Genomic DNA, 17801 nt, shown 5'->3' on the forward strand with positions numbered 1-17801 from the left:
GTTCAGGTCGCACGCAGGAAGTCTTTTAAAATATGGTTGCTTTTTTCAGGCTCCTCGAGCATACCCATATGTCCGGATTGCCGTAACACGTGAATATACGATTTTTCCGGGAGGTTTACCTGTTTCAGGCCGTCCTCAAAGGGCACCGCCGTATCATGTTGGCCCAGTATAAAAAGCACCGGACAAGCTGCGTTTTTTAGTACATCCATCCTGTCGGGGCGCTCCATCATGGCCTCATAATAAGAAACGAGTATTTCCGGAGAAAAGTTGCCCAGTTCGTCGATAAATTCGTCGATTAAACCGGGTTTCTGTTCCCTTGTAGCCGGTGCAAAGAGATTAGGCGTCGATTGGCGGAAAAATGCGGCCGCGCCATGCTCGCGTATGAAACCGATGGCTTTGCGGCGGGTCGCTTTTTTTTCCTCACTATCGGGCAATGCGGACGAATGAAAAAGTCCGAAACCGCGCAGTATTTCCGGATAAGCTTCAGCAAAGGCCAGGGTTATATAGCCGCCCATGCTGTGGCCGATCAACACAATTTTATCGCCCGGCGCTTCTTCTTCGGCGAGCGCGCGCAATACGGCAGCCAGTCCCTCCATGCTCATGTCGTCTACTTTCCCCGAATTACCGGTGCCCGGCAAATCGGGAATGATGAGGCGGAATTCATCTTTCAATGCAGCGATCTGCTCTTCCCAGACCGTGCCTTTTTCCCCGAACCCGTGTACAAGGAATGCGGTGTTGCCTTTTCCTTCCACCCGGTAATAAACGGGGCTTCCTTCGTAGCTGAACTGTTTCAATGCCATGCTTGTGGTATTATGCTTTTTTACGCCGGCGGGCAAAACTGACCACCGTGAGAATGATCAACAGCACCGTGGCAAACAACATGCCCTTCGATAGCCAGTCGCCATGCCGTACAAAAAAAGTCTGGCGGTCCGATACCGGAATATCCAGTTTGATCGCGCCCTCCTGGTCCCACGGCAGCGCTGCGTACACCTGGCCGGCAGGATCGATGAAGCAGCTGATGCCGGTGTTGGCGCTGCGCACTACCCAGCGACGGGTTTCTATTGCCCTCAATCTTGCGTAGTTCATGTGCTGCCGGTAGCCGGGCGTATTACCCCACCAACCGTCATTCGTGATCACGCAGATGATATTCGCTCCTTTGCGGATGAATTCCGTCAGGTATTCACCATACACGCTTTCATAACATATAGCAGGTGCTATGCGGTATTCATGGTCGTCAGTATTCAATACCACTGCGGCCGTGTCGCGCGCGTAACCACCATCCGTGCCGCCAAATTTTTCAAAAGCCGGTGCCATGAATTGCAGAAATGCCGGCAATACCTCGGCTCCGGGTACCAGGCGCGACTTGTGATAGAACTGTGACCGCGAAGTATCGAGTAACGCTGCACTGTTGTAGGCTTCATAATAACCACTGCCATCCGGCTTCCGGCGGGAGAGGCGGCTCTGCTTCGAGCTGAACTCGCGGTATCCTTCGATGCCCGTGAGCAGGTTGATCTGCGGATGACGTTGCAGGAAGCCCCATATCGGCGCGAGGAAAAAGTTTTCCCGCAAACGGTCTTCGTTTATCCCAACCGGAACGGCCGTTTCAGGCCATACCACCAGTCGTGTATTGGCGTCGATCTGCGATTCAGACAAACGGATCAGTTTTTCCAATTGAGCCGCTTCCTTGCCGGCTTCAAATTTTTCATCCCACGGATCGATGTTGGGTTGTACTACCACAATATTGTGAGAAGCCGCAGGAAGTGAGGGAATCGATACCGTGCGCGACAACAGCAACGGTACAAAAAGCGCCCCCAGCCAAACGGCCAATACAATAAAATAAGCACGCGAGCGTCCACTCTGGCGATAGGTATAAAAAAGCTGATAGGCGAGTACGTTGCTGAGCAGTATCCACAAGCCACCGCCTGCAATGCCGGTGTATTCATACCATTGTATCCATCCGGGTTTATCGGCAAAGGCATTGCCGAGGGCCAGCCAGGGCCAGCTCAGGTCCCAATTGAAATGGATGTATTCGTAGGTGAGCCAGTATGCAATGAAAGAGATATAGCCCCACATGCGGCCGGCTGTTCTTTTGGTCCAGAAAAACAACAGCAGCGGAATGCACATGATCAGGCTGTTGGCAAAAAAAGCGCCCAATGAACCTTCGAGCGAGGCTTTGGCCACCCACCAGGTCACAAGCAGGTTCCAGGCAAGCATGCTCAGGTAAGAAATAGCCAGCCATTTTTTCCAGTTGCCGATGCGGTCTTCAACCCATAATAACGGACACCAGGCAATAAAGACCAGGAAATTCAGGGAGGAAACCGGCCAGGCGGCCCAGAGCAGCAGCGGACTGATCAGGGCAATGCCAAGGTAAAGAAAACGGGAAGCGAATCCCGGGGTGGTCCGTTCGTTCACGTACTATGTTTGTGTAAAAATAACTGATTTACTTATTTTTCCACCACATCCGGGCACTTGCCTTGTAAGCAGTGATGGATCATGGACTGTTTTTTGTGCAAATGAAAGCATACTGTTATGAACCAGCAACTGGACAATCTGCGCAGCGAAATAGACCGGCTTGAAGGCCAGATCGGGCAGCAGCAGCGGCAACTACAGGACCTGCGCGCAACGCTCGATTCCCTCATGCAACAGGGCGATGGGGCCACTCCTCCAAAACCTGTTCCGCAGCCAGTGGCTGCAGCGCCGGCACGCGAAGGGTTAGAAAATTTTGTCGGGCTGAAATTGATCCAGGTGGCCGGAATTGTTGTGCTGGTGGCGGGCCTGGCGATTGGCGTTAAATATGCCATCGACAAGGAGCTGATCTCCGAAACGGCACGAATAGGGCTGGCTTATCTGGCCGGCGTTATTTTGTTTTTTCTTTCGCACCGGTTGCGTGACGGTTATACCACGCTTAGCGCTATCTTATTCAGCGGTGCCATGGCTTCAGCTTATTTTACTACCTATGCGGCATTTGGTTATTACCAGTTATTAGCGGCGCCGGTTGCTTTTGCGGTGATGATCCTCATCACGGCGTTTACAACTTACCAGGCCATCCGTTATGAAAAACAACAGATCGCCCTATTAGGAATGATCGGCGCTTATGGCATTCCGTTTTTTATCAGTACACACAACGAACGCCTAGCGTTGTTGTTTACTTACATGCTGGTGATCAACGCTGGTGTTTTATACCTCGCATTCCGGCGGCGCTGGCGTGTGATGACGATGCTCGCGCTTTGTTGTAGCTGGATAATGGTGTTGCTGGCAACCCTCTTTACTGATTTCTCTTTCTTTCAACAAGGACAATTCTTTTTTCTGGCTGGCTTTTACCTGTTATTCCTGCTGGCAGGACTGGCGGAAAAAATTAGCGGGGAGAAAATAGTTTCCTGGCATTTGCAGGCCGTGCTGCTCATCAACAATGCCGCATTATTGCTGGCTTTACTGGTTGATACAACCGAAGGAGGCGCGGCAGGAATTGTTGGAGCAATGGCGTTGTTACTGACCGTACAGGCCATATTGGCGCGTACGCTTACCAGCGAATTGATACTATCTTATGTGTTGTATATGCAGGCGATCGTACTGGCAGTGATATTTGTGTGGCTGCAATGGAGTGGTATGACGGTAACACTCACCTGGGTGGCGATTGCGGCGGCGCTTTTCACGGCTGGATTTTTCCTTCAACTGGCCTGGCCGCGGAGGGCTGCCTTGTTGCTGATGGCCGCTACATTACTGAAGTTGGTAGCGCTCGATAGTCTTCATTTCAATGCGGCAGAGAAAGTGATCTGCTACCTGCTGATCGGCAGTTTCCTGCTGGTGCTGTCGTTTTTGTATCAGAAGTATGGAAGCCGGTTTTTTGGAGGAACGAAGTGAGGGCAAGGCGTAAGGTTTAAGGCTTAAGGTATAAGGCGTAAGGGGTAAGGTGTAAGGTGTAAGGTATAAGGGGTAAGATTTGATAAACAGCGGTGGTTGGCTGAGTCGAGTTCCATTCACCATTCACCATTGACCATTGACGATTCACGATTCACTCCCTCATGTTGTTTCCAGCGCCTGATCCAGCAATCGTTCCAACGCGTCCAATCTTGAATTAAGAGAGTCGAGGCGGGCATGGTCGGCGGCAGATGTACGGCGTTCAGTAGCAAGCCATAAGAGTACCATGGCAATATAATCCTGCATGTCTTTGCCGGCAAACTCCGTCTTGTATTCCACCACCTTATCGTTGATCACCTTCACCGTACTGCGTACGATCTCCTCGTCCGCAGGATCCAGTTTCAGGCGGTAACTCCGGTCGCCGATGGTAACGGTAGCAGCAATTAAATTGTCCATAGCTTGCAAGTTTCAAAAAAGATCAATATTTTGTTACGCTGTGGCTCAGCAATATACGAACAACAGAACCGGCACCGGTTATAAAAACAGCTTTTTTGCAAAGTTTATCTCCGGTGATCAACATACATCCGAAACCCTGTAAGCGCTCAACCAAAACTTAGTAGCCCCATGTTCGCCAAAATCAGATCATCAACTTTTATTGATGCCCTGCAGTTGGAATTCAGTGCCGCCCGCGGCCATTTCCTCAAGGCAATACTGCGCGATGATAAAGGTAGTATCTGCAGTGTAATGGAGAAAAAACTCACCGCCGACAAAGAACAATTGGTATGGTCAGGTCTGAATGATCTGCCTTATGGCCGTTATACACTCGAGCTGTCGCAGGGAGAGGAAGAACTGACCATGGATCTTGTTAAACGCGTCTGACATCACTGCCGTAACAGGGCGATGCACTGGTCGATCTCCTTCACATAACGGCTGATCTTTTTCTCAAATTCCTTCCTTTCTTTTTCATCCATCGTACCATTGGTATATTTCCCTATTTCCACCTGCTGACGCAGGGCTTCTGCCTGTTGGATCGCTTCTTCAGCCTGCTGTTGTTTTTCCTGCAATTGCTCACGCAACTGCCGGTTTTCTTTGGCCAACGCCACCTGCTGCTTCAGCAATAGCTGAACCTTGTCCTGTATCTGTTTGATATGTTCTTCTGCGGTAAGCATGTATACACGGTTATTTCCGCAATTCTGCCTGCAAATCTTTTTCCAAAGTAGTCATGATCTTGCTCATCCAGTTGTCAATTTCTTTGTCGGTGAGCGTTTTTTCTTCATCCTGGAACGTAAAGCTCAGTGCAATCGATTTTTTACCGGCACCGATTTTATCGCTTTCAAAGATGTCGAACAGTTGCAGGTCCTGTAGTTTGGACAATTTAATTTTGCGGATTGTTTTTTCCACTTCTTCATATGCCAACTGGCTTGATACGATCATTGCCAGGTCGCGTTGTACGGCCGGGAAGCGCGGTATTTCGCGGAATGCCTGCTTCGTGCCCGCCGCCATTGATGCCAGCAAGGTCCAGTTGAAATCGGCAAAGTATACGGGCTGACGTACATCGAACCGGTCGAGCGTTGCTTTGCTTACTGTGCCTAACTGTGCCACGGGTTTGCGTTGCACCAGCACCTGCAGGCCATTGCTGAATTTCGGATGTTGCAGCGGCTGGTATTCTTCGCTTTCAAGGCCGAGCTGCTGCAATACGCGTTTAACGATGCCTTTCAATACAAAGAAATCGGTAGCGCCGGGTTTGTTTCTCCAGCTGTCTTCCCCATTTTTCCCTGTAAGATAAACACACAGATGCTCGGGCTCTTCGTATTTGCCACTGCCTTCCGTGCTGTAGGTTTTACCAAATTCAAACAAACGCAGCTCGTTGTTGCGGCGGTTGAGATTATGTGCCACTACTTCCAGCCCTGTTTCCAGCATCGAAGGACGCATAATGTTCAGTTCAGCGCTCAAACTGTTCAGCATCTTCACAGCCGTCTGCAATTCTTCTTCGGAGAAATAGGCAGCGTTGGTGATGGAGTTGGTCATGATTTCAAAGAAACCTGCACCGGCGAGATAGTTCGCCGTTTTTTCACGGTAGGTGTCGATGAGATAATTTTCTTCTACCGATGGCGTAATGGTAATGCTGTCGGGAATGGCCACGTTGTCGAGACCATCGATGCGCAGGATTTCTTCCACCAGGTCGGCAGGCAGGGAGATGTCCGGTTTATGATGCGGAACGGCCAGTCGCATTTCATCGATGCCTTCCTTCAGTATATCAAAACCGAGGCTGCCCAGGATATCTTTAACGGAATCGGGGTGATAATTTTTACCACTCAGTTTTTTCAGGTAGTGATATTTGAGTGCCACTTCTTTTTTCTCGCGCGGCTCCGGATAAATGTCTGTGATGTCAGACGCGATTTCGCCACCGCAGATTTCGCGGATCAGCAGGGCGGCACGTTTCAGCACATTTACCGTGGCAGAAATATCGGTTCCTTTTTCAAAACGTGTGGCCGCGTCGGTGCGCAGCCCGTGACGGAAAGAAGTTTTGCGGATACCGATCCCTTCGAAGAACGCGCTTTCGAGAAAGAGGCTGGTAGTGCTATCGGTAACGCCGCTATTGAGGCCACCGAATACACCGGCGATACACATGCCGCCTTCTTCATCGCAGATCATCAGGTCATCTGCATCGAGCTTGCGTTCTTTTTCGTCGAGCGTTACGAAGGTTGTTCCCGCCGGCAGATTTTTCACGATCACTTTGTGACCGCGGATCTTATCAGCATCAAAGGCATGCAGCGGTTGCCCCGTTTCATGCTGGATATAGTTGGTGATGTCCACCACATTGTTGATAGGACGGACACCGATCGCTTTTAGTTTTTGCTGCAGCCACAACGGAGACTCGGCGATCTTTACGCCGGTAATGCTTACACCGCTATAGCGGGGACAAGCCTGTGTATTTTCCACCTGCACGTCAATGCGCAGTGAATGTGTGTCGGCTTTAAAACCATTGGCATTCGGCAGTTTGGGGCGCAGTTCTTTTTTATCATGATGCGTAAGATACGCGCATACGTCGCGGGCTACACCCCAATGGCTCATGGCATCCATGCGATTGGGTGTAAGGCCTATTTCATACAACGTATCCGAATATGGCTTAAAGTATTCGGCGGCAGGTGTGCCGGGTTTCACATCGGCGGGCAATACGAGGATGCCTGCGTGCGAGGTGCCCAGTCCGATCTCATCCTCTGCGCAGATCATACCCTGGCTTTCCTCTCCGCGGATCTTGGCCAGCTTCATGGTCAGCGGCTCGCCGGTTGAAGGATGGATGGTGGTGCCAACAGGAGCCACCACTACTTTTTGTCCGGCAGCCACATTGGGCGCACCGCAAACAATAGAGAGCAATTCGGCACCGCCGGTATTTACTTTGGTCAGGGTAAGTTTGTCAGCGTTGGGATGTTTTTCCGTGCTTACTACTTCGCCGATCACGAGTCCTTTGAGACCGCCGGTTACTTCCTCGTAGTTCTTCATGTTTTCCACCTCGAGTCCTATAGCGGTCAGAATGCGGCTCAGGCGTTCAGGTTCAACGGTTACAGGCAAATATTCACTAAGCCATTTATATGAGATCGTCATGAATGGGGATTGATTTCAGAATGCAGCAAAGATAATGGAACTGGGCGTAAAAGCCCTTGGGATCAGTCATTTCCGGCGTTGAGCTGTTCCTGCATCCGGCGGACGCGGTCTTCCAGTTTTTCGGAGGAAAGGTCCTCCCGCATGCTGTCCACTTTGATGGGAAAACAGAAGGGGGTCAGCCGTTCCGGGAAGGTGATCACGATCCGGGCCTGCTGTATCCGTTCGAGCATGTCGCGGAGCCGCCATTCTTCCATTTGCTGCGCAAATACTTCCTGGTAGGCCTGCCGCAGCAACACATTTTGCGAATCGTATTCGCTGAATACATTGAAGAGGAGAGAGGCGGATGCCTGCAGGTGCCGGGCTTTCTTTTTTTCACCCGGCAATCCCTGGAACACCAGGCCGCCGATTACTGCTATGTCGCGGAACTTGCGGCGGGCCATTTCCGTGCTGTTCACACTGCGCTGAATATCGGCCAGCAGGTTGTCGGGGGAAAAAAGTTCATACACATTCGTATCGTCCAGCGGAATCGGTTGGTCGCTGAGCAATTCGAAACCATAGTCATTCATTGCCAGTGAAAAAGTAATGGGGGCTATGCGGCTGATGCGATAAGCCAGTATCGCCGCCATGGCTTCGTGCACCAGCCGGCCTTCGAACGGATAAACAAACAAGTGAAAGCCGTCGCGCGTTTCGATGTGCTCGATCAGCAATTCATTTTGCGAAGGCACGTGCGATAATTCTTCCTGCCGCTCAAACAGGGGTTCGAGTATTTCGAGTTCGGGTTCGGCTTTTGTTTTCTGCCGGCGTGTGTGCGATTTTCTGTCGAATGTTTCGCGGAGTTTGCGGCCGAGATTGGCAGACAAAGGCATGCGTCCGCCGTTCCAACTGGGCACGATCGACTTCTTTGAATTGCTTTTCCGCACCATAGCCGTCATGTCTTTCGTCATCACAAACTCCAGGTTGCGGCCGGAAAGCGTAAACACATCACCCGGCGACAGCCGTGAAATAAAATACTCTTCGATCATGCCAATAAAACCGCCGCTTACAAATTTCACTTTCATCATCGCCTCGCTTACGATCGTACCGATATGCAGGCGATGCCGCATCGCCATGCGGCGGTTGAGCAATTTATAAACACCGTCTTCAATGGTTATTTTTTTATAATCGTCGTATTGCTGCAAGGCGTCTCCACCGGATGTTACGAAATGTAACAACTGTTCCCATTCATTGCGTGGTAAATCGCGGTAGCAATAGGTCGTAAGCACTTCCTGGTAAACTTCTTCCGGTTTGAACCCTTCCGATATCGCGAGTGTATGCAGGTATTGGATCAATACATCATAGCACAATAAAAACGGGGGGCGGCTCTCGATGATGTTTTCGCGGATAGCCTGCTTAAGCGCGGCGGCTTCTGCGAGTTCGAGTGAATGAGTGGGTAAAAAATAAATGCGGCTGACAGCGTCAGGACTATGTCCACTGCGGCCGGCACGTTGCAGGAAACGCGCCACACCTTTGGGTGAACCTACCTGTATCACTGTATCGACCGGGCGGAAATCCACACCAAGGTCGAGGCTGGCCGTACACACCACTGCTTTCAACCTGCCTAAATGCAGGTTCTCTTCGATCCAGGTACGGAGTTCCATGTCAATGGAACCGTGATGCAGCGCAATAGAACCTGCCAGGTCGGGATGAATATCAAGCAAAGCCTGGTACCATCGCTCACTCATGCCACGGGTATTGATAAAAATGAGTGTGGAGCGGCTTTCCTCGAGTATGGGAATGATCTTGTGTGCCAGCTTGAGACCAAGATGGCCGGCCCACGGATACTTTTCAATTTCGTCCGGGAAGATCGAAGCGATCTCGATATTTTTTTTGAGCCGGGCTCTTACAATAAAACCTTCTTCGCCCAGCGGACTCAGCAACACATCTTTGGCTTCTTCCAGGTTGCCGATGGTAGCTGAAATGCCCCATACCGAAGGAGGCGGCAGCGACTGTTGTTTTCTCAAACCGATCAACCGGCATACGGCGAGTTCCACCTGCACGCCGCGTTTGCTGCCCATCAGTTCGTGCCATTCATCCACGGCGATCACCGACAGGGATTGAAACACGGTGGGATAACCTTTCTGCGCGATCATCAGGTGCAGGCTCTCCGGTGTGGTGATCAGGATTTCGGGTAAATGTCTTTTCTGCCGGGCGCGCTCCGCCTGCGATGTGTCGCCATTGCGTATGCCCACCTGCCAATTCATATCCAGCGCCGCAATTACTTCTTCCATGGCGCGCCCGATATCTTTGGCCAATGCACGAAGCGGTGTCAACCACAAGAGCTGCAGACCGTTATTTTTTTTCTGCTGATAATCGTCGGGATGTTGATTAATGTAGCGGATGAGCACGCCGAGGAAAACGGAAAACGTTTTGCCAAAACCTGTGGGCGCATTTACCAGACCGCTTTCTCCTTTGAGAATATGTTGCCAGGTTTCTTCCTGGAAAGCAAATGCGCGGCGATCACCGGAAGCCAGCCACTCACTGATCAGTCGATATCCTTTTGTTTCCTGCAACTTCATTTGCCATAAGCCTCCAGCATTTTTTTCAGATCGTCGAGGGTATTGATCTCTTCCGGCTTTTTATCTGTTCTCCAGCGATGCATGCGGGGGAAACGCAAAGCTACGCCGGATTTGTGACGATTGGAGGCGGCAATGCCTTCAAAAGCAATTTCAAATACCAGTTCAGGTTTTACCGTGCGCACGGGACCAAATTTCTCGATCGAATTTCTTTTGATAAAAGCATCCACCTGTGCAAATTCCTTATCGGTGAGGCCGGAGTAGGCTTTGGCAAAACTTACGAGTTGATCGCCGTCGCGGACAGCAAATGTATAGTCGGTATACAGGTTGCTCCGGCGCCCATGGCCTTTCTGTGCGTAGATCAACACACCGTCGATCGTCAGCGGATCTACTTTCCATTTCCACCAGTCGCCGGTTTTGCGGCCGGCATGGTAGATGGAATTTTTATTTTTCAACATCAGACCTTCTGCTCCGTTGTCGCGTGAACTTTCGCGGAGTGTGGTTAGTTCATCCCAGGACGAAAAACCGACGACCGGTGACAACAACAGCAGCGGATGATTCGCTTGTTGTGTAATTGATTCCAATAGTTCCCTGCGTTGCAGCAGCGGCCAGTCGCGGATGTCTTTTCCTTCGTATTCCAATATATCGTAGGCGAAAAACGTAACGGGTACTTCCTGCAAATGTTTCTTCGTTACATTCTTGCGGCCGATGCGTGTTTGTAACAAAGCAAAGGGTAAAGGTTTTCCTTCCACGCTCGGAATGATCTCGCCATCGAGCACGATGCCATCGGGCAATGCCTGAAGCAGATTGGTGTATTCGGGGAATTTTTCCGTCACCAGTTCTTCGCCGCGGCTCCATACAAACAATTCTCCTTCGCGGCGGATCACCTGCCCGCGGATGCCGTCCCATTTCCATTCGGCCTGCCAATCGTTGGCGTTGCCGAGTGCATGCACGTCATCGACGGCGTAGGAAAGACAAAAAGGATAAGGTTTGGAATTATCGGCGGCTGTAGCCGTCTCGCTCATCAGCTCTTCAAACGGAATGGTCACAGGGTCCCAGTTGCCGGTGATGCGGTGCGCGATGAGGTTGGCTGTAACGCCTGTGGCTTTTGCCAGCGCGTTTACGATTGTTTTTTGCGACACACCGATCCTGAAATTGCCGGTTAGTAATTTATTGAACACAAAACGTTCGCCCTGTGTCATTTCTTTCCAGTGCTTCGTTACGAATGCTCTTTTGTTTTCTTCCGGCTGCTGGTCCTGCGCGATGATCTCGTCCATTAGCGAAGCGAGCGTGCGCATTTCTTCCAAAGCAACTACGGGCGGTGGTAACAGCAGGGCGATTGTTTCGGCCAGGTCACCTGCCGTATGATAGGCTTCTTCGAATAACCATTCGGGTAGCTCGGTTTCTTCCATGCACCACTTCTTTAACAGGGCGGCATTTACGAGCCGTTTGGGGCGCCGTCCGCTGAAGAGGGCGATTACCCAGACTTTATCGCGGTCGGGTGCAGTGGCAAAATAGCGGACCAATGTATCCAGTTTATCATTGGTCTTGGTGCTGGTGCCCAATACGGTGATGAGTTGTGCAAACGCTTTCATGCGGCATCACCCTCCGAGGTGGCAGCGGCTTCTTCCTCTTCTTCGGTGCCGTAGGCCGTTTTTACTTCTGCTGCTGCTATGCCCAATTCGGTGAGGTAGCGGCTGAAGGCAGATTGAAAACCATGTGTCACATATACCTGCTCTGCCCCCGTTGCTTTTACGGCGCTTAACAATCCCTGCCAGTCGGCATGATCGCTGAGTGCGAATCCTGCGTCGGCATTGCGGCGCCGGACATTGCCACGGACCTGCATCCATCCGCTGCAATTGGCGGTGCGGTAGGGAGAAAATCTTCGCATCCAGGTACTGCCATCTGCGCCCGGTGGCGCCACGATCACGGCTCCTTTGTAGGTGGATGCAGGAAGATCGGGCTGTACGCGTTTTACTTCGGGTTGCGGAAGACCTGCGCTGAGCAATGCCTGTTGTATGTTCCAGATGGCGCCATGCACAAATACCGGCAAGCCGGTTTTGCTTAAACAATCCAGTATGCGTTGGGCTTTGCCTAAACTATAACCGGTGATCACCGGCGTGAGTCCGTCGGCAACAGTGGCGACGGTCCAGTCGACGATCGATTGATAAAGTGCTGCCTGCGGCTGCCAGCGATAGAGTGGCAGCCCAAAAGTTGATTCGGTAATGAACGTATGACATTTTACCGGTTCAAAGGCACCACTAATGCCGTCGTCTTCCGTTTTGTAATCGCCGCTGAACACCCATACTTCGTCTTTGTGTTCGATCCGAATTTGCGAAGAACCGATGATGTGCCCGGCGGGATGGAGGCGGATAGTCACATCTCCGATTTTCAGCGGCTCGTTCCATCCGATCGATTCGGCTACAATATCGCCGAGGCGGAGACGCAGTAAAGGCAATGTAAGGTGATGGCAGAGGTACCAGCGGCTGCCATAGCGGGCATGGTCGCTGTGGGCGTGCGTAATGACGGCCCGGTCTACGGGTTTCCAGGGATCTATATAAAATCCTCCGGCACGGCAGTACAATCCTGCTTCGGTAAATTCAATCAGCGGCATACGGTTATTATGAAAATAACATGCCGGAGCTGCACAAGGGGAAAGGGATCAGTTAACGGATTTGATAGCTCCGTCGAAGTATTTAATGAAGTAAAGCTTTTTGTTTTCGAAGTAGTCGAGGGTGAGCGAGTTGCGGTCGAGCACCGGTTGCAGGTCAAAATCGGTAAACAAAGAGTACTGTTTATTCCCCAGATTGGAGGCCAGGTCTTTGCCGTATTTGATCAGCAGGCGGCCAAAATTCCAGGTGGTCTCGTATCCGCGGAACACCATATCACTCGGCCGCGAAAACATGCGGGTGGTGAAATAGTGGATGATGCTGCGGCTGGCTTTGTCCTGCCTTGCGTTATAAAAAGGGGTACTGTAAATGATTTCCAGGCCTTTGTATTCGGTTTTGTTCAGGTCGCCGCGCAATGACTCCCAGGTCGGCATGCCGATCACTACGGAACGGTATTTTTTATTGATCGATGCCAGTTGTTTGATCAGGCGGCTGCCGAAATTGATATCGAGTGAGCCGGCCAGGCAAATCGTTTGCTGTGTGGTATCGAGGTGCGGACGCAGATGATTGATGGTAAAACTGTCGGGCAGGTCTACATATTTTACTTTCAGCGCGCTGCCTGCCTGCAATTTGGCGGCATCTTCCCAATAGGATTTAATGCCGTCTTCCAACCGTCCTTTTTTGCGGAATACCACGATGCGTTTACCGGTATAATATTTTTTTACATAACTATAAATGCCTTCGCATTGCGTACGCAGTGTGGGATTGAGCACTACGAAAAAAGGATTACCCGAAGCACCGCCTTCGTTGGGCATGGTGGTATTGATAACGGGAATATTTGCTTCCAGTGCTTTATCGGCAAAAGTTTTTACTTCACTGGTGGTGCAATGGGCGAGGATAAGTTCTACTTTGTCGCGGGCGGCTTTGTCAAGCTGCTGTTCGAGTGTTTGCTTAGTAGAACGTGTATCGTAGATGAAAACTTCCAGGTGTGCCTGTTCTTTTTCCAGCGAGTCGAGTGCGAGTTGTACACCTTCGTAAAATTCGAGGCCGGGACCGATGAATTTGGGCATGTTATTACCGGCATAGCGGTATTCATCCATGCCATCGAAAGCGGAATCGAGGTACAGCGGTACGAAAACCGCAATACGGTGCGACACGCCGTTTTGTGCACCGGCTTTGAATTGCACCAATGCAAGAAGGAAAAAGGCGGCTAGGAATTTTTTCATGTATGCAGATTTAATGGCACCGGTGATTACTCCCACTCGATGGTAGCCGGCGGCTTGCTGCTGATATCATACACTACGCGGTTAATACCTCTTACCTGGTTGATAATCTCGTTAGAGATATTGGCCAGGAATTCGTAGGGCAGATGTGCCCAGTCAGCCGTCATACCATCCACACTTGTCACGGCCCGTAATGCCACGGTATATTCATAAGTGCGTTCGTCACCCATGACCCCCACACTTTTTACCGGTAACAAGATAGCACCTGCCTGCCATACGGTTGCATACAGATTGTTATCTTTCAGGCCTTTCACGTAGAGGTGATCCGCTTCCTGCAATAATTGTACCTTTTCTTCGGTGATCTCGCCCAATATGCGGATTGCGAGACCCGGACCCGGGAAAGGATGGCGGTCGATCATGTCGGCGGGAATGCCGAGTTCGCGGCCAACCTTGCGTACTTCGTCTTTAAAAAGATTGCGCAGCGGCTCCACCAGTTCCAGGTGCATTTTTTCCGGCAGGCCACCCACGTTGTGGTGCGATTTGATGGTCACGGAGGGTCCGTGAACCGAAACGCTCTCGATCACGTCGGGGTAAATGGTGCCTTGTCCCAGCAGGCCGATGCCGTCGATATGTTTGGCTTCTTCCTGGAAAACGTCGATGAACAGGCGGCCGATCACTTTGCGTTTGTCTTCCGGATCAGTTTTGCCGGCCAGCTCTGTATAGAAACGGTCTTTGGCATCGATACCTTTTACGTTCAGGCCCAATTGAGCATAGGTGTCGAGCACCTGTTGAAATTCATTTTTGCGCAGCACGCCGTTGTCAACGAAAATGCCGTAAAGATTTTCGCCGATGGCGCGGCTGATCAGGGTGGCGGCAACAGTAGAATCTACACCGCCGCTGAGCGCCATGATCACTTTGCGGTCGCCGATCTGCTTTTTGAGCGCTTCAACCGTATCGGTGATGAAATGCGCAGGTGTCCAGTCCTGTGCGCATCCGCAGATATCCACTAAAAAGTTATAGATGAGTTTTTTTCCTTCGGTGGAATGGTATACTTCGGGGTGAAACTGTACGCCGTACAAGGGGCATCCGGGTTGATCCGCTGCCTTGCGGAAGGCGGCAACGGGAATGCTTTCGGTATCGGCCAGCAATTCAAAACCTGCCGGCAGTTCCTTAATGGAATCGCTGTGGCTCATCCACACCTGGCTGTCGGGGGAAATCCCGTTGAGCAGTACATCCTGTTGTTTGGATTGGAGAATGGCGCGGCCATATTCGCGTTTGTTGCTTTTGGCTACCACCCCGCCAAAGCGGCGGGCGGTGAGCTGGGCACCATAACAAACACCCAGTACGGGTACTTTTTCTATAAACGATTGTACGTCAACATCCGGAGCGTTGGTGTCATTGACGGAAAACGGCGAACCGGAGAGAATAATCCCTTTGAGCCCCGGCTCAAAAGAAAACGATTTATGGAAAGGGATGATCTCGCAATAAACGTTGGCTTCGCGTACGGCCCGGGCAATCAGTTGTGTGTATTGAGAGCCGAAATCGAGAATAAGGATTTTTTCCGTCATAGTGACGCGAAGGTAAGAAAACAGCGGAGCCGCCGCAAAGACAATTATTAATGATTTAAACGGTAACCTGCCGATGCCTTTTTACGTCATATCGGCTATTAGTAATACCTTAACTTTTCAAAAGCTCATTCCTGCATGAAACAAATCATTCCCATCCTGCTTTTTTCCGTACTGCTTACCTGCTCCTGCAACCTGATCAACGAACGTGTAAAAGGGAACGGCAACGTCACCACCCAGGAGCGCCAGGCCAGTGATTTTCACAATGTGCAAGTCAGCAATGCCGTGAACGTGGTACTCACGCAGGAAAATACCTTCAAGGTGAAAGTAAAAGCGGATGAAAACCTGCAGCGCCTGATAGAGATAGAAGTAAGTGGCGGCACCCTGCATATCCGCCAGCAGGATAATACCAGTATCAGTCCCACGGAAGATATCGTGGTGTATGTAAGTATGCCCAAAGTAAAAGACATTGATGTGTCGGGGGCGTCGAGCCTGGAAGTAACCGGCCGTTTGCTCTGTGAAGAAAAGATAAGCATTGAAGCGAGTGGCGCGTCCAAAGCCATTGTGAACCTGCGCGCTCCTGAAGTGAGCCTTGAGGCAAGTGGTGCATCTGAACTGATCATTTCCGGCGAAACAAAAAAAGCAGATGTGGAATCGACCGGAGCCAGCAGCGTGAAAGCGCCCGATCTCCTGGCAGAAGAAGTGAAAGTGAACGCATCCGGCGCTTCCAAAGCATCGGTATTCGGCAGCGTAAAACTGGATCTCGATGCGAGTGGCGCTTCGGGTATCCGGTACAAAGGAAATGGGGCCGCCACGAGCAATTCGAGCGGAGCCAGTTCGATCGACAAAGCTGACTAACCAACAGCTTTGCCGGGCTATTGCCATTAAACCAACCTGATCATATGAGTTCGCGCAGACAATTCCTGAAGGAAGCCACATTGGCTACCGGAGGATTATTACTGACCTCGTCTACCTGGGGCAGGCTGATCACCCCTGTCAAACCCCGTGTAATTATCATCGGCGCAGGCTTTTCCGGCCTTGCGGCAGCCTATTATCTCCATCAACGGAATATTGACTGCGTAATACTGGAAGGACGCAACCGCATCGGCGGCCGGGTGTTCTCGCACCAGATTGATAAAGATGAAGACCTGGTAGTGGAACTTGGCGCCGAATGGGTGGGGCTTTCGCATATCCGTGTGCAGGAACTTTGCAACGAACTCGGGCTATTGTTGCACAACAACCAATTCGATACCCATCTTATTTACCAGGGAAAACATACGCCAAGCGGACAATGGAACTACAGCGATGCCTGGGAACAAAAATTCCGGGAAATTATTGAGAACTATAAAACCCTGGAGCGCCCGCAGCAGGAAGAGCTGGACCGTATCGACTGGTGGCGCTACCTGGTGAACCAGGGTTGCGATGGCCGCGATCTCGATATACGTGAGTTACTGGATAGTACAGATTTTGGGGAAAGCATCCGCCATGTTTCGGCTTTTGCCGCACTCGCCGAATATGCGGAGAGCAGTGAGAAAAATGAAATGGACTGCAAGATCCGCGGCGGTAATGGCAGGCTGGCAGAAAAATTAGCCGATAAGATTGGCCGCGGCAAAATCAATCTCGAACACCGTGTACTCAGCGTTGAACAAAACGAACGCGGTGTAAAAGTAACCTGCGACAATGGGCGCGAATTCACGGCAGATAAACTCATCTGTACTGCACCGACATTTGCCGTTCAGCAAATCCGCTGGTTACCGGAATTGCCTGCGGTACAGCAAACCGCATTGGCGGAACTGCAATATGCGCGCATCAACAAAAATCCTTTGCTCTTCAAAGAAAAATTCTGGAAAGACGATCGCTTCGATCTTATCAGTGATCAAAGCCCGCATTATTTTTATTACGCAACAAAAGAACAGGGCAAAAAGAAAGGCGCTTTGCTTTCCTATACCATCGGTGACAAAGCCGCTGTTGCCGCCGGTCAGACTGATGCATGGCGTGCGGATATGGTGGCACAAACCCTTGATCCTTTTTTCGGTCCCGTACGTCCCTTGCTGGAAAAGCAGGTGAATTATTATTGGGGCAATGATCCGTTTACCAAAGGGGCGTATGCCGTTTATGGAAGAGGACAGTGGTTTAAGGTAAGAGAAGCATTACAAAAACCACATCTGCATACACATTTTGCGGGCGAGCATCTGGCCGATTGGCAGGGGTTTATGGAAGGAGCGATTGTTACGGGAGAAGAAGCGGCGAGCGCGATACTTGGGTGAGTGAATGGTGAATCGTGAATGGTGAATAGTGAATGGTGAATGGTCAATCGTCAATAAGCAGCCTCCTCCCGTGGTTCGTGTATACACGAACCACCACCCGGGTGTTGTTTCATAATTAGAT

Annotated in this window: 14 protein-coding genes; 4 read left to right on the forward strand and 10 right to left on the reverse strand. The window is 51.0% G+C overall.

The window, feature by feature from the left end:
* Positions 1-2 precede the first annotated feature (2 nt).
* The gene (locus H608_RS0114565) at positions 3-800 is read right to left on the reverse strand and encodes an alpha/beta fold hydrolase (RefSeq protein ID WP_028788315.1); all 798 of its coding nucleotides are present in this window, start codon (positions 798-800) and stop codon (positions 3-5) included.
* Between the two features lie 10 nt (positions 801-810).
* Positions 811-2412, reverse strand: a complete 1602-nt coding sequence (lnt, locus tag H608_RS0114570) for an apolipoprotein N-acyltransferase (protein WP_051268355.1) — start codon at positions 2410-2412, stop codon at positions 811-813.
* A 117-nt stretch (positions 2413-2529) separates the two neighbouring features.
* Between lnt and H608_RS0114575 the strand changes: the two genes are divergently transcribed.
* Positions 2530-3861 carry a DUF2339 domain-containing protein gene (locus H608_RS0114575; protein WP_028788317.1) on the forward strand — a complete coding sequence of 444 codons (1332 nt, stop codon included), beginning with the start codon at positions 2530-2532 and terminating at the stop codon, positions 3859-3861.
* Positions 3862-4020: 159 nt separating this feature from the next.
* Here H608_RS0114575 and H608_RS0114580 read toward each other — a convergent pair whose 3' ends face one another.
* Positions 4021-4314 carry a cell division protein ZapA gene (locus tag H608_RS0114580; protein WP_028788318.1) on the reverse strand — a complete coding sequence of 98 codons (294 nt, stop codon included), beginning with the start codon at positions 4312-4314 and terminating at the stop codon, positions 4021-4023.
* A 168-nt stretch (positions 4315-4482) separates the two neighbouring features.
* Here H608_RS0114580 and H608_RS0114590 point away from each other — a divergent pair, with 168 nt between their 5' ends.
* A complete protein-coding gene (locus H608_RS0114590; protein ID WP_028788319.1) occupies positions 4483-4737 on the forward strand; it encodes a hypothetical protein in 255 nt (84 codons plus the stop codon).
* Positions 4738-4739: 2 nt separating this feature from the next.
* Here the strand turns inward: H608_RS0114590 and H608_RS0114595 are convergent, their stop codons facing one another.
* From H608_RS0114595 to guaA, 7 genes are all read right to left on the reverse strand, one after another.
* Positions 4740-5027, reverse strand: coding sequence for a hypothetical protein (locus tag H608_RS0114595; RefSeq protein WP_028788320.1), 288 nt, complete (start codon positions 5025-5027; stop codon positions 4740-4742).
* 10 nt (positions 5028-5037) lie between these two features.
* The gene (gene pheT / locus H608_RS0114600) at positions 5038-7464 is read right to left on the reverse strand and encodes a phenylalanine--tRNA ligase subunit beta (protein ID WP_028788321.1); all 2427 of its coding nucleotides are present in this window, start codon (positions 7462-7464) and stop codon (positions 5038-5040) included.
* Between the two features lie 62 nt (positions 7465-7526).
* A complete protein-coding gene (locus H608_RS0114605) occupies positions 7527-10019 on the reverse strand; it encodes a ligase-associated DNA damage response DEXH box helicase (RefSeq protein ID WP_028788322.1) in 2493 nt (830 codons plus the stop codon).
* Positions 10016-11611, reverse strand: coding sequence for an ATP-dependent DNA ligase (locus H608_RS0114610; RefSeq protein ID WP_028788323.1), 1596 nt, complete (start codon positions 11609-11611; stop codon positions 10016-10018). The genes H608_RS0114605 and H608_RS0114610 overlap by 4 nt, the downstream gene beginning before the upstream one ends.
* Positions 11608-12630 carry a ligase-associated DNA damage response exonuclease gene (locus H608_RS0114615; protein ID WP_028788324.1) on the reverse strand — a complete coding sequence of 341 codons (1023 nt, stop codon included), beginning with the start codon at positions 12628-12630 and terminating at the stop codon, positions 11608-11610. Before H608_RS0114615 ends, H608_RS0114610 begins: the two co-directional genes overlap by 4 nt.
* A 48-nt stretch (positions 12631-12678) precedes the next feature.
* Positions 12679-13851 (reverse strand): ABC transporter substrate-binding protein, encoded by a 1173-nt coding sequence (locus H608_RS0114620; protein ID WP_028788325.1) that lies wholly within the window; start codon positions 13849-13851, stop codon positions 12679-12681.
* A gap of 26 nt (positions 13852-13877) precedes the next feature.
* Positions 13878-15416: a glutamine-hydrolyzing GMP synthase gene (gene guaA / locus H608_RS0114625; protein ID WP_028788326.1), complete on the reverse strand. Its 1539-nt coding sequence runs from the start codon at positions 15414-15416 to the stop codon at positions 13878-13880.
* A gap of 135 nt (positions 15417-15551) precedes the next feature.
* On the opposite strand from guaA, the gene H608_RS0114630 reads away from it, so the two are divergent.
* Both H608_RS0114630 and H608_RS0114635 read left to right on the forward strand, forming a co-directional pair.
* Positions 15552-16271 carry a head GIN domain-containing protein gene (locus tag H608_RS0114630; RefSeq protein WP_028788327.1) on the forward strand — a complete coding sequence of 240 codons (720 nt, stop codon included), beginning with the start codon at positions 15552-15554 and terminating at the stop codon, positions 16269-16271.
* A 44-nt stretch (positions 16272-16315) separates the two neighbouring features.
* On the forward strand, positions 16316-17680 hold the full coding sequence (locus tag H608_RS0114635) for a flavin monoamine oxidase family protein (protein WP_028788328.1): 1365 nt from the start codon (positions 16316-16318) through the stop codon (positions 17678-17680).
* Positions 17681-17801 lie beyond the last annotated feature (121 nt).

Source organism: Terrimonas ferruginea DSM 30193, from assembly GCF_000425585.1.
GTDB classification, from domain to species: domain Bacteria; phylum Bacteroidota; class Bacteroidia; order Chitinophagales; family Chitinophagaceae; genus Terrimonas; species Terrimonas ferruginea.

What these genes read in the sequence shown, in the direction of transcription:
- H608_RS0114610 (WP_028788323.1), bottom strand. Translation starts at nt 11,611, where the DNA reads ATGAAAGCGTTTGCACAACTCATCACCGTATTGGGCACCAGCACCAAG.
- H608_RS0114620 (WP_028788325.1), bottom strand. Translation starts at nt 13,851, where the DNA reads ATGAAAAAATTCCTAGCCGCCTTTTTCCTTCTTGCATTGGTGCAATTC.
- H608_RS0114595 (WP_028788320.1), bottom strand. Translation starts at nt 5,027, where the DNA reads ATGCTTACCGCAGAAGAACATATCAAACAGATACAGGACAAGGTTCAG.
- H608_RS0114575 (WP_028788317.1), top strand. Translation starts at nt 2,530, where the DNA reads ATGAACCAGCAACTGGACAATCTGCGCAGCGAAATAGACCGGCTTGAA.
- H608_RS0114580 (WP_028788318.1), bottom strand. Translation starts at nt 4,314, where the DNA reads ATGGACAATTTAATTGCTGCTACCGTTACCATCGGCGACCGGAGTTAC.
- H608_RS0114635 (WP_028788328.1), top strand. Translation starts at nt 16,316, where the DNA reads ATGAGTTCGCGCAGACAATTCCTGAAGGAAGCCACATTGGCTACCGGA.
- guaA (WP_028788326.1), bottom strand. Translation starts at nt 15,416, where the DNA reads ATGACGGAAAAAATCCTTATTCTCGATTTCGGCTCTCAATACACACAA.
- pheT (WP_028788321.1), bottom strand. Translation starts at nt 7,464, where the DNA reads ATGACGATCTCATATAAATGGCTTAGTGAATATTTGCCTGTAACCGTT.
- H608_RS0114615 (WP_028788324.1), bottom strand. Translation starts at nt 12,630, where the DNA reads ATGCCGCTGATTGAATTTACCGAAGCAGGATTGTACTGCCGTGCCGGA.
- H608_RS0114565 (WP_028788315.1), bottom strand. Translation starts at nt 800, where the DNA reads ATGGCATTGAAACAGTTCAGCTACGAAGGAAGCCCCGTTTATTACCGG.
- H608_RS0114605 (WP_028788322.1), bottom strand. Translation starts at nt 10,019, where the DNA reads ATGAAGTTGCAGGAAACAAAAGGATATCGACTGATCAGTGAGTGGCTG.
- H608_RS0114630 (WP_028788327.1), top strand. Translation starts at nt 15,552, where the DNA reads ATGAAACAAATCATTCCCATCCTGCTTTTTTCCGTACTGCTTACCTGC.
- H608_RS0114590 (WP_028788319.1), top strand. Translation starts at nt 4,483, where the DNA reads ATGTTCGCCAAAATCAGATCATCAACTTTTATTGATGCCCTGCAGTTG.